This is a genomic window from Phocaeicola paurosaccharolyticus JCM 15092, assembly GCF_000613805.1.
Taxonomy (GTDB): Bacteria; Bacteroidota; Bacteroidia; order Bacteroidales; family Bacteroidaceae; genus Phocaeicola; species Phocaeicola paurosaccharolyticus.
In genome coordinates, this window is sequence record NZ_BAJR01000046.1 from 1 (window position 1) to 16,571 (window position 16,571).

General features: G+C 44.5%; 4 protein-coding genes and 5 pseudogenes. All 9 read right to left on the reverse strand.

Annotated elements, in window-relative coordinates; all coding sequences use genetic code 11:
• Positions 1–33 precede the first annotated feature (33 nt).
• A pseudogene (locus tag JCM15092_RS16265) lies at positions 34–2,664 on the reverse strand (glycoside hydrolase family 31 protein).
• A 16-nt stretch (positions 2,665–2,680) separates the two neighbouring features.
• The gene (locus JCM15092_RS13510; protein WP_024995112.1) at positions 2,681–4,042 is read right to left on the reverse strand and encodes a glycoside hydrolase family 43 protein; all 1,362 of its coding nucleotides are present in this window, start codon (positions 4,040–4,042) and stop codon (positions 2,681–2,683) included.
• Positions 4,043–4,060: 18 nt separating this feature from the next.
• A complete protein-coding gene (locus tag JCM15092_RS13515) occupies positions 4,061–6,001 on the reverse strand; it encodes a glycoside hydrolase family 97 protein (protein ID WP_024995113.1) in 1,941 nt (646 codons plus the stop codon).
• Positions 6,002–6,014: 13 nt separating this feature from the next.
• A complete protein-coding gene (locus tag JCM15092_RS13520) occupies positions 6,015–7,640 on the reverse strand; it encodes a glycoside hydrolase family 43 protein (RefSeq protein WP_024995114.1) in 1,626 nt (541 codons plus the stop codon).
• 53 nt (positions 7,641–7,693) lie between these two features.
• Positions 7,694–9,078 (reverse strand): annotated as a pseudogene (locus JCM15092_RS16270) (glycoside hydrolase family 43 protein).
• 37 nt (positions 9,079–9,115) lie between these two features.
• Positions 9,116–11,559 (reverse strand): annotated as a pseudogene (locus JCM15092_RS16275) (glycoside hydrolase family 31 protein).
• 132 nt (positions 11,560–11,691) lie between these two features.
• Positions 11,692–14,142, reverse strand: coding sequence for a glycoside hydrolase family 2 TIM barrel-domain containing protein (locus JCM15092_RS16280; protein ID WP_369384668.1), 2,451 nt, complete (start codon positions 14,140–14,142; stop codon positions 11,692–11,694).
• A 9-nt stretch (positions 14,143–14,151) separates the two neighbouring features.
• A pseudogene (locus JCM15092_RS17725) lies at positions 14,152–14,794 on the reverse strand (sugar-binding domain-containing protein); the annotation flags it as partial.
• Positions 14,791–16,518 (reverse strand): annotated as a pseudogene (locus JCM15092_RS13540) (glycoside hydrolase family 97 protein); the annotation flags it as partial. The pseudogenes JCM15092_RS17725 and JCM15092_RS13540, both read right to left, overlap by 4 nt.
• Positions 16,519–16,571 lie beyond the last annotated feature (53 nt).

Consider the following 16,571-nt stretch of genomic DNA (forward strand, 5'->3'; position numbering starts at 1 on the left):
ACTCTAAAATTCATTCTTAATTGATTAAAACCATTATAACGAAACTACCATAGATTTCCCTAAATACGTGACAGTTCTATCCGGTGTTGACTGATAAACTCCGGTACCGGATTGTGGCGATACCATTATGACATTAAAGGTTATTTTCTTTTTCATTCCAGTGAATTTTCCCTTCCTGTCACTGATAGTCAAAGTTCTGTCCGTATCATTCCAATTTAAGTCAAATGTGCAGAACTGGCCCTTTTCATAATTATAGTTATTCCCTTCATCTTCATAAACAGAATAAGTACCATTAGCACCCGGATAAATACGGATTTCCCACGGTTCTTCTGTATCTTCAGAAGTAGATTGTTTCGTAGGGCCCAGTGGTAATATAGAACCGGCTTTCACAAATAAAGGTATTTTCTCAAGGTCAACATCCACATCCACCATTTGTCCACCTTTATAAGATGCACCATTCCAGAAGTCTATCCAACCTGCCGGACATTCAGGAAGGTACACTTTCATCCGGTTAATACCACCTTCCACAACCGGGGCGACTAAAACAGAAGGTCCGAACATAAACTGATGTTTTTGCTCCAATGCACGGGAGTCTTCCGGAAAATCCATTACTAACGGACGCATTAAAGTAGAACCTTTAAAGGAAATCGCAGCATTTTGAGAATAAATATAGGGAAGAAGTCTGTAACGCAAATCTAAATAACGGGCAACGATACGCTCAACTTTCTCTCCATATCTCCATGGTTCGGTATTACTCATGTAACCATGTACACGCATTAATGGAAAAAATGTTCCTGCCTGCAACCAACGGATAAACTGTTCATGATACCCCGTATTGGTATATTGATTGCCCGGACGGAAGAAACCACCGGCATCATACGTCCACCAAGGCAGACCTGTTGCCATTTGTCCCAGCCCTCCGGCTATTTGCCGACGCAGAGTTTCCCAGTCATGTTCCACGTCTCCCGACCATGTGGCCGCCGCATAACGCTGCATTCCGGAAAAGCCGCTACGGGTAAATATCATAGCCCTCCGGTCAGGATCATCTTTGCGCAAACCTTCATAAATCGTCTTACTGACATACATCGGATAAACATTCCGGTAAACCTCTCCCGGTGTCTGCCCGTTATTTATACGCCGGTTCTGGAGGTCGTCATTTTCAGGCTCAGTAGCATCCTGCCACCAAGCATCGATGCCATATTTCAATAGTCCGTTACGGAAGTTCTGCCAGTAAAAAGCCGCAGCATCAGCATTGAAGAAATCAATCCAGTCACTGCCCGGAATATAATATCCGTTTTCTGTTGCCTGCTTTCCTATTTCAGACTGGGTATCTATTTTAGACCAGACGGAAATCATCAGGCGTATATCCATATCATGAAGCTCCTGAAGCATTTTCCCCGGATCAGGATACCTGTCTTCATCAAACCGCATCGCATTCCAACCATGTTTCCCCCAATATTGCCAATCTTGAACAATCATATCTATAGGTAACTTCCGTTGCCTGAACTCACGGGCATTCTCCAATAACTCCGCCTGAGTATTGTACCGTTCCCGGCAATGTATATATCCCAAACTCCATAAAGGCATCATGGGAGAAGGTCCGGTCAACTCGCGGTAACTGGCAATAACTTCATCTCCATTACCGGCGAAAACAGTATAATCCAATGTTTGGGCAACCGGTGAACGAAAAACGGTTTCTTCGGAAACAGGATGCCAATATAGTACAGGCTTATCATTACGCTCACCCTGCACCTCTATGGCATGCTTTCCGGCACTCAATTCCACTATTGCAGAAGTTGTAGGAGGCAGCCACAAATTATTGATATCAAACACCTTATCTCCATCGATAGCAAGATAGTACTTGCGTGCCATCCGTTGTCCGACATCCAACAACAAAGAATAACGCCCGGAATGAGGTACTTCCAACGAGGCTGTGAACGAGTATGTCTGCCGGGTTTCTCTTACATTCCCGCTCGTACCTGTAGTATTGACAGTAACGGCCTCACCGCTTGCACTCGCAGGAGTCAACTCAATAGATTCATCTGCCGGATTGAAATCCGTCAATCCATAGTTATTCCACAACAGTCCATAACCTTTGTTTGACAGAATAAAAGGTATGGAAATCTGTGTATTGACCTGTGTCAACCTCCTCGACAAGCCTCTGATATTGAGATAACCATCCTGAAATTGACCAGTACCGTATATATACTCATCTTTCGGAGATACAAAGTGTTGTTCCACCTAGAATGTAGCTTCTCCCTGAACAGAAGAAGCTGCCATAAAGCGCCCTCCGACTTTTTCCTGAAGAATGATACGTTTATTCGCATCTTTAAAAGTCAGCGCCTCCGTGCCTTTATCAAACTCCACAGAAATCCCTTCCAGAGATAAAGTCAGAGATTTATCATCTTCTGCAACTTCATACTCCGGAACGGGAGAGTTCTCCGTATAGATAAGTTCCTGCATAGGCACTGAACCTGATTGAGTGAACTGTACCCGAACAGCATTCCGATTTAGCGGTATCAATGAAAGTGTACCCTGTTCCAGTTCAAGAACTACATTTTTCTTTTCGTCCGAAACACATGCTGCATTTAGTAAAAATACGGAAAGAGACAGAGTCATTGTAATTAACCCAACCAGATTCCACTTCTTCCATACTGTTTTCATAGTATATAGTGCTGATTTATTTAGAGAACATCCAATAATCGAAATACATAAGGTTGGTAGACGGTCTTCCCTTCACCACAAAACATAGATCATGTACTCCGGTCACTTTCAAGATATCAATGGTCCGCAAATCCCAACGATCACTGCCACCTGTCCGGGGCACTTTAATGGTTCCCACCAATTCTCCGTCCACACCACCCAGGCGCACCTCAAGCCGCACGGGGTCATTGTGTGTCGTACCGAGTCTGGCAGTGAACTTCGTTGCACCGTTTGTTCCAAAGTCCACGTCACGAACCCGGATATAACTACCATCCTTCATTGCTGTTACAAAGACACCCACCTGATTGTTCTTGAAAGATTTAAAACCTTCGGAGAAAGCGATTGTTTCCGCTTCATTCTTTACATATGGATTCAAGGTAACAAGCCCCTTGGTGATTCCTTCCGTCATCTTCACCTCAGGAATTGAGCCGTCTTTGTTGAATTTAAGTTCTTCCACACATACCGAACGGTTGAAACCACCACCACCGGGCAACTTTCCGTTATGATAAAAATAGTAGGTCTTGCCTCTGAAGTCGATAACTCCCGGATGGATTGTAAACGATCCGCCTCCGGCAGCCATTACCGTACCGCCATATTTCCACGGTCCTGTAGGGCTATCGCTGGTAGAATATCCGATATGCTCGGGTAGCGGACCTCCCGGCCAGAATAGGTAATATTTCTTATCCCGTTTATAAAGCCAGGGACCTTCCTCGTACAAAGTAGCTCTCTGAGAGTCACCCTCACGCTTTCCGAACGATTCCGCAGTCAAAGGTACACGTACAATATCCCCGCTGTAGGAAATCATATCTTCATTCAATTTCACATAATACAAATTCGGGTTTCCCCAATACATATAAGCTTGTCCATCGTCATCAATAAAAACCGTCGGGTCAATATCTCCCCATTCACTCTGAACCAATGGCTTTCCAAGCGGATCATAGAAGGGACCGTAAGGACTATCAGCCACTGCCACTCCAATAGCTCCCCTATTATTGATTCTCGAAATCACAGGCACATACATATAGAACTTTCCACCTCTTTCGATACATTGCGGAGCCCAGGCATCCCCTTTGGCCCAACTGAAGTCGGTATATGACAGAACAGCCCCATGATCGGTCCAGTTCACCATATCACTCGTGGTATACAATCGCCAGTCGTTCATCGTAAACCAGGTGGAATTATCCTCATCATGGGTAGTATAAAGATATACTTTATCATTATATACCATCGGAGCCGGATCGGCCGTATAATTTGTCTGAATGATCGGGTTCTGTGCCAGTCCCGAAGTAGCCACCACCGTCAATAGCGATGAGAAGAATAAAGACTTCATTTTATCCATATTGCTTTTTTAGTTTGATTATTCTACAATTAATATTCCACCATTGCAAGGCATTGTCAATTGCAACTCCTGTTTCTTATTTACCTTTACTTGTTTTACATTTCCTTGCAATTCTTCATTATCACTGAATACCCGTACCTGATTGCCAGGCATAAACATCGGCAAGGCAATCTTCAGTTTTACAGTTTCTTTCTGGGCATTAACCCCTGCAATATACCATTTATCTCCATGCCTGCGAGCCATAACTACGTATTTTCCGGGATAGCCATCAATAAAGCGTACTTCATCCCATGTGGTAGGAACTTCTTTCATGAAGCCTATCGCCCATTCCGGAGCATCCGTCAGGTTATTCGGAGCCAAGGCAAAATGTTGCACCGGACTTTGAAACAATACTGCAGTAGCCAAAGCAAACACGTCAGAAGTCATACGCCGGCTTCCGCGCGGAGCATTATCTGAGTTATAATATTTATTCAGTGCACTGCCCCCAAAGTCCATGCTACCCACCGTATTACGGATAAACGGATGCAGGCAGGCATTGAATGCCTCAGCGTCACAACTTCCCTGAGAGAAATGCAGGTTTTCACTCGCCAATACTGCTTCACTCGATGCATAGTTAGGATACATACGTTCCCAGCCGCGAGGCAAAGTACATCCGTGGAAAATCACCAGCAACCCGTATTCATTGGCATCAGCAAGAATATCTTCATACAGTTGCATGGTAACTTGCTTATCACCACCAAAGAAGTCAACCTTTATGCCACGTATTCCAATGCTTTGCATCCATTTCATTTCTTTACGACGGGCTATCGCATTGTCCATAATGCCACGGGGTGATTGTGGAGCATCATTCCAGTATCCGTTAGAGTTATACCACAGATAGAGACCTACCCCTTTCTGCGCCCCATATTTAGCCAACTGATCAATCTTATCATATCCAATCTGCGTATCCCACAATGCATCTACCAATACAGACTGATAACCCATTGCCGCCGAGAAATCAATGTAGCGCAACTGCTCTTCATACTTCGTGCTTCCATCCATACCGATAATCCAACTCCAGGAACCTCTGCCGTACTCATATTTGCCGGACGCTGCATACAATGGCTTTACTACATCAAAAGAAACCGTTGTTTCAACAATCGGAGCTAAAGTTTCGCCCAAAGTAATCGTCCGCCAGGGAGTTTCTCCCGGCAATGCAAGTCCGGGTGCAGTTGTACCGTTTCCGTTCATTTCACCTTCTTGAGGAAAACCGATTGTATACAGGCCATTTTCATGTCCCAGCAAACGGCTTCCGCAATATTTACTATCCACACCTGTTTCTGAAATAAGTATCCATCCTTTGTCACCATTACGGAACAGACAAGGGAAAGTATATCCTTCACCCCATCCATTTTTACCCATGGAATCATCCGCTTTATAGGGAGTTTCGTAGCTGGGCGAAGTGCGGGCAAATCCTCCCATAGGTTTACTCTGCGGACACAGGAAAGTCGTACTCCCCTCAGGAAGCACAAAACCGGTCATTTCCTCTTTCACAACGCAGGACAAGGCCTTCTTATGAGGATACATTTTATATCTGAAAGCAACATCCCGGTCACTTACGCGAAATATAACATCAAAAATAACCTTATCTTGCTGGCTAAACTGGTATACAGCTTCTGTAGCCACATAGTGCACATTGCTCTGCTTTATATTAGGCAATGTATAGGTCTCGTCAATTTTGTTCGACCGGACATTCTGTCCCAAAGACATATCCCGGGAAAAATCACCGACATTAGTCACAAGCCCCAAAGGAGAAGAATGAATGAAAGGAGTACCATTATAGCTGATGCTATATGAAGGTTGCCCATTTTTATCGGAGATAGTTACCAATATTTTCCCATCGGGACTTGTAATTTGTTTCTCTTCCGCTTTTATTGCACCGCAAATTAATAACGCTGCTATAACTAAAAAGTGTTTCATGAATATCAGGATATTATTTATTAATAGTTACTCTATCATTAGCTCTCTCATAGTCAAAGTAATCAACGTCGACATAACCTCCCAGCGACTTTGTTGCATAGTTGAAGATAGCAAACTTGCTTCCCATAAAGAGTCTTGTATAATCAAAGCGCATTTTGAAATCCGTTCCTATCTTTTTCCATTCCTTATTATCCAGGCTATAATAGAAAGTAGCAATATCGCGTTTCGGCATGAAGTCGCCTTCTATACGCAGATAAATGACATCCTGATTAAATTCGACTTGTTCTTTTTCTTCTATATCCACACTGGCTATTGCCTTATTGGGAGTCCTATCAAAATTAACGATATTGGTAGACATAACCAGACGCTTTGCATCCCCTTCCTTCACCACTGACAAAAGCCCGGAATGTCCGTTGAATGCGCTGAATCCGGCTACATCCCCATCCTTCATATGAGAAACATCAAGAGAAATGGTAGCACTGCACTTCGGCCCTTCCATACGTTGCGTAATCGTATTCGGAGCTAAATACAGGTTATCAACCACCCGGCTGGTCTTCAATCGCAGATAACCCGGACGTTCCGTCAAAGACCACTTATCATCTACCGGATTATGATTCCATTGCCAGTAGAGTGAAAGCTTCTCATCGCTGAAGTCATCACTTCCAAGTATTCCTTTGGTGTTTTCAGTCGAATATATCTCTTTTTCCATCGTCAAGGGTACATGACCGTTTTCATCTCCCAGCATCGGCCATCCATCCACCCAACGGCAGGGCATCAGAGTAGGCACCCGGCCTATTCCTCCGCGGTCCTGAAAAATAACCCCATACCAGTCTCCTTCTTCCGAGTCAATAATACAACCTTGGCCTACTCCTCCGTAACCGTCAAAATCATGTTCCAGGATAACCTTTTTCTCATAAGGTCCTGTAATCGTGTCAGCACGGTAACATACTTCCCTGCGCACCCGACCGGGGATGCTCCAGTCCATGGAGATCATCAACAAATAGTACTTGCCGTTATGCTTCACAACCTGGCTTCCTTCCAGTAGTCCCTGTTCGTCAGCATCCCGCTCGAATATCTTCATACTGACTCCATCGGGCTTCACATCCGACAAGTCACTCTTCAATTCCTTCAGCTCACCGGTTCCATAGAATACATATACCCGTCCGTCATCATCAAAAAACAAAGAAGCATCATGGAAATGCTGTGTTCTCGATAATAGTTCCCACTTTCCGGCAGGATCGTCCGCCGTGAATATATACGACCGGTAGGGTACATCGTTTGGTGAGAACAATACATAGAACTTACCGTTATGATAGCGTATGGACGATGCCCATTGTCCGCGCCCATAAACAGTTCCACCAATCAAATCATACTTTGAGTTATCAGTCAACTTATCGAAGACATAACTCACAGTTTCCCAATTTACCAGATCTTTTGATCTCATAACAGGCCCGCCGGGCATCAGGTGCATGGTGGTACTTATCATGTAGTAGTATTCTCCCGCACGTGTAATGGATATGTCCGGTATATCGGCATAAACCACCGGATTACGAAACGTTCCCTTCACCGGCATTTCCGAACCGGAACACCCCATTAGTAATGAAGCAACAGTCAGCCATGCCAACATCATCTTTTTCATGATACAGATATATATTTATTTACGATTTATTTCTAACGCGGTTTCCCGGCCATCTACTTGAATCTCCAATAGTCCATGTTGAACATCTCTCCGTCTCCTCCTCTAAAAACGAGGTACAGATCGTGAACTCCACCCACCTTTTCCACATCGGTAACAAAGGTTTTCCACGTATTCCAGCCACCGGTATTACTGATATCGCATACCCCCAGCAATGTACCGTCAAGGTCATCCAAGCGGATTTCAACCTTTCCTTTGGTTATCGTAGCTGCACGGACTTCAAATGTCTTTGCCCCTTTGCCGAAGTCAACCGCTTTCACTTGAAGGAAGTCCCTGTTATGAATGGAAGTAACATACATCCCGCTTTCATCGTCCTTGGCGGTCTTAAGTCCCTGACTCCAAGCCATTGTTTCCGCCTCAGTCCGCTTATAAGGATTCAATGTGCCGACAGGCTCAACTGCAACACCGTCATCCCACCAGGGCAGTTCCTTGATTGTGCCATCGGGATTATACTCCAACTCGGCCACACATATGGAACGGCGTTCATGATGCTTGTCGGTTATCATGAAGTTCAAACGGTAGTTAAACCCGAACACATAAGATTTACCTTTATAATCAATGATGCCCGGATGGTTTCCGGAGGACTTTCTGTTAGGTTTCATTATATAACCCTTGAATTCCCAGGGGCCTACCGGGCTAGAACCCATTGCATAACCGATACCTTCCGGACAGCATGTACTTGCATAAGCCATATAATAGTGCCCATTCTTCTTGTATGCCCAAGGACCCTCCTGGAAATGATAAGGGTCTTTCTGATTTTCTATCTTCCGGATTAATTTATCTTTCGTGATTTCCCCCGCACAAGATATCATATCTTCATTCAGTTTCACATACCAGAGATTAGGATTTCCCCAATATAGATACGCCTGTCCATCATCGTCTATCAATACACTCGGGTCAATACTGTCATACTCGGCACCGATCAAGGGTTTTCCAAGGGGGTCGGTAAAAGGGCCAAAGGGATTATCGGCAACCAGCACACCGATGCCTCGTCCTGCACGGGACAATACAAATAGAACTTTCCATTACGCTCGATGCACTGAGGAGCCCAGGCACCATTCTCAAATCCTCCCCAACCTGATACGGCAGGGTCAGCCCATTTAAAGTTATACAAGTCGGCTATGGTTCCATGATCCGTCCAGTTCACCATATCGGTGCTGGTGTAAAGCAACCATTCTTTCATGCGGAAGCCTGCCATTCCTTCGGGAGCATAGTCTTCATCATGGGTAGTATAAAGGTATACTGTACCCTTATGCACCATTGGCGCAGGGTCGGCAGTAAATTTGGTCTGTATAATCGGAGTCTGGGCATTCAGGCACTCCTGAGGAGAAGCCATAAACAACATAGCTGCCGTCAACCCGGGCAAAATAAGTTTCTTCATTGTTTCTGGTATTTAAAATCTATATTTCCAAATAGCACTAAAATTTCACACTCACTCTTTTCCCATTGTAGTCAACAACCTTCCGGCTTCCATCTTGAAGTACAACAGTAAACTTCTGTTTTTCAACATTCCTTCGTATGCCCCCTTCCGTGCTCCAATGGTCAACTGGCGGGAAGCATTGTTCCATGTCATAGGGATTTCAGTATATGCTCCCAACTCATAATTATAACTATCAAATTCATCTTCATACAGAACAAAAGAACCATCGGCACCGGCATATACTTTCAATTCAAGATTATCCCATGGTTTCTCTGTTGCATACTGCACTTTAGGTCCCATTGGTATGATACTACCTGCCTTGACATACAACGGAATGACATCAATAGTTGTCTCCTTTTCTATTTCCTGTCCGCCGTCATACTTTTCATTCGTCCAGAAATCATACCAGATAGCACCTTCCGGCAAATATACCTTTGCGGACTTAGCCTGCATAAAGTCTACCGGAGCTTTATTCTCAAATTTCTTAACATTATTCTTATCCCAGCCATCATTTTCTTTTAGTTTTACCAGCTTCTCCTGAGTGTATTGCGCATTAACTACCGGCGCTACCAGAATGGATTTACCGAACATGTATTGGTCTTTTATATCCCATACTTTCTTGTCAGCCGCAAAGTCCATCACCAACGCACGCATAAAGCTCGACTGCCGTTCGGTCACTTCCCATGAAGTGGAATAGATATAGGGCAACAATGCATAGCGCAGATGAATCATTTTTTCAATAGCATCATATATCGGTTCACCTTTTTTTCCGAATTGATAAATCTCCCTCGGTGTATCAGCTCCATGTGAACGCATCATCGGTGTAAACGTACCGAATTGCAACCAACGCACATACAGTTCCTGATACATCGGATTCTTGGGTGCACTTCCGTCATTCCAGCCCCTATTATAGCTTCCGGCAAAGAAGCCACCAATATCCGAATTGAAATTAGGATTTCCGGTCAGAGTAAAATTCAAGCCTGCCGGAATCTGATTACGCAGTGACTCCCAGGAAGAGCCGATATCTCCCGACCATACATTGGCTCCGTAACGTTGCTGCCCGGCAAAAACGGAACGTGTAAGAATAAAGACGCGTTTATCGGAAGTTACAGCACGCTGATTATCATATACTCCACCCACTGTCAACAGCGGATAAGCATTGCGCACCTTGCGGAACGAACCCAGATAAGTCTTTGTATCAAAGTCTTCCGGCTTCCAATCGAAGTGGTCGGGTTCCGTAGAATCCATCCACCAGCCGTCCATGCCTAATTTGAAGATACCTTCATTCAGGTATTTCCAATAAATATCACGGGCTTTCGGGTTATAGGCATCGTATACACGTACTCCGGAAGGATATTCCATATTGGGCGGCCAAGTTTCGAGTCCCGATTGGGGCCATGTGGAGAAGTTAAACAACATGCCATTCTTGTCCAGTTCCCTGTAAGGCTTGGTCATCGGTCCAAATGAGGACCAGATAGAAATCAGCATATGCGCATTCATTCCATGCACATCATCGATCATCTTTTTAGGATCGCTGAACGAAGGGTTCTTAAAGTCCATGGCATTCCACAAATAGTTGTGTCCCCAGTATTGCCAATCCTGAATGATTCCATCGAGAGGAACACCCAGTTCACGGTATTTCCGTACCACTCCCACCGTTTCTTCCTGACTTTTATAGCGTTCCTTGCTTTGGAAATAGCCGTAAGTCCAGAGGGGGAACATGGGAACCTGTCCGGTCAATGCACGCATTTGTGCAACTACACCATCAGCATTTCCACCATACATAAAGTAATAGTCGATGCAATCTCCCACTTCGGACTGGAAAGAGGTTCCTTCCGGTTTATCAGCAAAATTGGTTGGCGAATAATTATCCCAAAAAAGGCCGTATCCTTTCACAGACTGTACGAATGGAACCACGTCCTCCACATTGCCCTGTACAAGGTGCTTGGTCTGATTGCGTTGCGACATTTTTCCATTCTGGAGAATCCCTAATCCATAAAGAGGCTCATCTTTATCTAAAATAAACGATTGCTTGATTGTGAATGTTTTATTTCCGGCATCATCAAAATCAGTAAACTCCGGCTTTCCTTTCTCACTAAGCAAAGGGTCTCCTTTAGTATTGAAGAAAGCCACAATGCCCGACTCCAAATTAAGAGTAACCTCCATTTCACTACTTTTCAGTCTAACAGTATTACCTTCCCTGGTAATGGCAGGTTTCACTTTTTGAGGAGCCTCTATTACCGAGAGGCTCTCTTTCACATACTTCCAGCCATCAGGAGATTTCAGAATTCTTACAATTGACGGAGTGTAGAATTGTAACTCCACATCTACAGAATTAACGGTCGCCTTAAGTCCCTCGGGAGTCTGCTGATAATCTTGCCCTATAAGAGAAGTACAACAACACAGCGCCATTAATATCAATACACTTTTAATTGATTTCATGGTTACTTATTATATTTAATGATTATGATTAAAACATTCCAAACTTTATGTGATACAAAAATAGCTGTATGTCACTTGCATCCTTTTTAATTTTAGATATTTGAGTATCAACTTTAGATAAATAAACGACTATCAATCAGAATACTCCATTATATAACCGTAATAATAGGCCTGATTGCCATCAATTGTATATTCATCCAATGTTCTTGCACCCCAAGAGTCAGCCCCTCCCACACCATGGATATTCAAATCGATATTCACATTCAGATAATCACGCTCGGGTAATTCATAAGCATGCCTGTTCTTCTCCAAGTCTTCCTCACCATAAGGCCACACACGAAAACAGAGCGGTTGCAAACCTGCCACCTTTATCTTCCGGCTCTCCTTGTCATTCAGTGAGAACCAACGAACATCACACCTGTTTGCATTATCCTGCGGAAAAGCATAATCTGTGATAAAGATATCAACATCCGCCGCATAGCAACCGACAAAAGCCGCCGTTTTCCTATCCGGATAGTTTTCAAATTCGCCACGACCATACCATTTAATATAATTCATAGAAGAGGGCAAACGCACCCTCATTCCGAACTTAGGCATCAATGGGATTTTTTCTTTTTCCGGTTTATAGAAAGCTTCTACCTGTATCTTTCCACTTCCGTTTATGGTATAGCGCAACCGGTAAGCAGCACCTACTGCAGGCAATGACATATCCGCTTCTACTACAGCCAGCCCGTTCTTTACAGAATAATCAATATGTTCAACCACACGTTCGGCAGCGGCATTTCTCCATGCTCCCAAGCGGTTGTTATACCCATTGTTCATCTGGTTGTCATTCGCCGGTTTCCAGAAATAAGGTTCCAAAGGAGCATAAAGAAGTTCCGTTCCACCATTCTTCCAACTTGCCAAAGCGCCGGATTTCGCATCAATTACAAAACAATCCGAACCAGCCATTACTTCAATAGCGGACAAAGACGCATTCACTTCAACATTTCCCCCCTCTGAGGCAATCAGTTCCGGCTTGCTTACATTCACCTGGAATTGCTCCTTACTAACAGTAAAACCTTTCTCGGCCCAACATGTACCCTGTTTCAGTCTGGCAAACACATTCAGGAAAAGTTCACCCGTCCCTGCGAAAGAGGGAATATCCAAATATTCTCCGGCTACAACAGATGCCTTGCCCGACTTCACAAGCTCACCGTTCTGCAACCACTCATACTCATAATCGAACTCATCCAAAGCCGTGAACTCATACTTATTGGTGAGACGTACCTTGTTAGGAGCTTCAAGTGAAAAACCAATATTCTGATATACTTTCTGAACCTGATAGTAGTGCGGGTGAGGAACACGGTCAGCTCCAATCAAACCATTGAAACAGAAGTTCCCGTTATTGGGGAAATCTCCGAAATCTCCTCCATAAGCCCAGAATTCACCTTTCTTCAATAACAAAGAACCCGAATTCTCCACTTCCTTTTCATATCCCGGATTTATTCTCTTTGCAATTCCCTGGTCAACCCAATCCCAGATAGCGGCACCTGCAATGTGAGCATTAGCCTCAATGACATCCCAATACTCCTGCAAATTACCTACTGAATTTCCCATGGCATGGGCATACTCACGCATAAAGATGGGTTTATCACGCTTTTCACGGGCATACTCTTTAAGCTTTCCGGGAGTATAGTAAGAGGGGTCGTTAAAAGCCGACACAGAAAGATCGGTATCACAGAAAATAATGCGTGAAGCATCTATGGCGCGTATCGTATCTGCCATGGCTTTCATATTACAACCGGCACCTCCTTCATTGCCCAAAGACCAGAAAACCACACAAGGATGGTTCTTGTCACGTTGTACCAGTGCAAGAGCCCTATCCACATGTGCTGACATCCATTCCGGGTTATCACCAAGGATTTTATTGCCTAAACCATAATCGTGACTTTCCTGATTAGCCTCATCCATCACATAGAAACCATATCTGTCACACAGTTCATAAAACAACGGACTGTTAGGGTAGTGCGAAGTACGGATCATATTGATGTTGGCTTGTTTCATCAACTTCAAGTCCTTTTCCATGGTTTCCCTATCCACCAACCTGCCGGTACGGGGATGATGCTCGTGCCGGTTCACTCCTTTCAGTTTAACGGGCTTACCATTAAACTTGAAAGTATTCCCCTCGATTTCGCACTTCCATATTCCCCAATGTGAGCATAACTCTTCAACCACCTGCTTTCCGTCGTAAAGTCTTATCTCAATATCATATAAATTTGGTTTCTCTGCCGACCATAGCTCCGGATTTTCCAGTACAAAGGATAAAGAATAACACTCGACGGATGAAGACGGCAAATTCTTTACGGGAGCGGTCAGCCTTTTCGTCACTTTCTCTCCCCGATTGTTTTTGCCCTTCAATATCATTTCAAGGTTCAACTTGCCGGATTTATGTTCCGATGAATTCCGCAGCCAGATTCTCGCCTCAAAGTCTGCCGACGAGAAGTCATCCGACAGCTCAGTGGCAAACGAATAGTCTTTTATATGAGTCTCAGGACGAACCCACAGCTCTACCGGGCGATAAGTTCCACTGAAACGCCACATATCCTGATCTTCCAGATAACTTCCGTCAGACCAACGGTAGACTTCCACTGCCAAACGGTTTTGCTTCATTCACATATCGGGTAACGTCAAACTCAGCCGGAGCCATGGAATTTTCACTATATCCTACCTTTTCCCCGTTTACCCATACATACATGACAGACTTCACCCCTTCGAAATGCAGGTACAACCGCTTACCTCTCATTTCTTCCGAAACATCAAACGTAGTCACATAAGAGCCTACCGGATTACGGTTTTCATAACTGAAGAAATGCTTCGGCGGCTCTCCCGTCACCCTCGGCTGATCTTTCTTAAAAGGATAAGTCCAGTTAGTATAGATAGGTTTCCCATACCCCTGCAATTGCCAGGTGCCGGGTACGGCGATATTGTCCCATCCGCTAACATCGAAATCACTCTTATAGAAATCAGCCGGGCGCTTTTCCGGGTCAGCAGACCACATGAACTTCCATGTTCCATTCAATGATACAATCTCGTCACATGCAGCCTTCCCGGAAGGAAGCGTCAACGTGGCATGATACTCTTCTTCATTGATTCCTATCACGTTCGGATTTTCCCAATCAGGCAATTGCTGAGCGTGTGCCTGAAACGCGAGACATATAACGGGCAAAAGCCTCCAACATTTTGTTTTCATCATCTTATTACAGCTACAAAATCACCGCGTGGTAAACACTTTATCTCTAAACCGGTTTCTTCGTCCGACAAGGGAATATTTTCTTCAATAGCAAAGCTTCTGTCATCAGTGCCGTCCTTGAACAAAGACACTTGCTTTCCACTTACTGGAATAGCCGCCAGAGGTGCACGGAGCGTCCTCGGTTCATTAGTCCCATTAATACCTGCAATATACCATACATCCCCTCTGCGCCGTGCCATGACAACTTCTACTCCGGGATAACCGGCCAAAAGTTTCGTATCATCCCAGGCAGTGGGTAACTCAGACAGAAGATGTTTTACTGCTTCCGGCAAGTTATCATAAACCGAAGGCCTATCGGGCATGTGCTGCAAAGCCGATTCGAAAATCACGGGTAACGCAAGTTCATGCCCGTGCGATGTGATATGCGGATGCTGTGAATCGGAAAAAGTTCCCGGAGTATAGTCCATCGGCCCTACAACGTTTCTTGTGAAAGGCAACGTGGCATTATGTTCGGCCGCCCGGTTGGTCAGTATCGGATTATTGTTATACCACTCGGCACCATACACCCCTTCCACCGACATCAGGTGGGGATATGTGCGTTGCCAGCCGCGAGGGATGGTGGCACCATGGAAGTTAAGCATCAGCTTGTACTTCACCGCATCCTCCAGCAAATCCATATAATAGTTCATGGTGGCAGCACTATCGCCCGTGAAGAAGTCTACTTTGATACCGGCAACTCTCATGTCACTCAGCCATTTATATTCCTTCTCCCGGTCTTCTTTCTTATTCAGCCGGTATAAAGGGCCGGGACCAAGCCAGCTTGTACTCGAATTATACCATAGCAAGGGTTTAATACCCTGTTCCAAAGCATACTTCACGGCATCCTGAAGGTTGCCTCCATTGCCCATTTCATCCCATTCCCAGTCAATCAGGTCATAGGGCCACTTCATGCGGGTGGCCAGGTCGATGTATTCTTTCACTATCTGATAATCCTTGGAACCGTGGTTGTGCGCCCAATAAATCCATGACACCATTCCGGGTTTTATCCATTCCGTATCCTCCACCTTAGAAGGGTCAGATACATCCGTCACCAGTGTAGACTCAGTAATATCAGCTAAAGAGCCAGCAATAAGCAATCGCCATGGAGACTCCCACACACCACTGAAAGCAAGTTTTTTATCAGCCAGTCGTACCTGATAATTATCGCGATTATCCCCATTATACAGAAAAGAGCCACAATGCCCCCGTCTGATATTGGCCTCCGTAATCAACACAAACACAGAATCCCGTGGCTCTATAAGCGCCGGATATCCCCAAAGATCAACCTCCGGACGGTTGGCAAGCTTACCGTCAGTAGACAACGGGAAAAACTTTTCATAACCCGGATCATATTGTTGTATCCATCTTTTACTCCCTTTCGGCAAAGCGTACGCCGTATATTCATTGATGATATGTTCTTCATCCGAAATAGCTTTAAGTCCATACTTAAATGCAATTCCATCGTTGTACACCCTAAACGTTACCTCCAAAATTTGCCCTTCATCGTTTTCCAGAGAATAAACCCGTTCGGAAGCCTCGTTCACACAATGGCTCCGTTTTCCCGTAATCATCTTATAATCATCAATCACGGATTTCGGTTCTGAAACTGATTTCAATCTTAAGTTACCGGCAAACTTTTGAGCATCTGTCTCCAATCCCAGTTCGGAACGAAAAAGAATACTATACCCGTTGGCGGAATTAAAAAGATAATATATTGATGTTTAAAAAGTTGTGCATATTG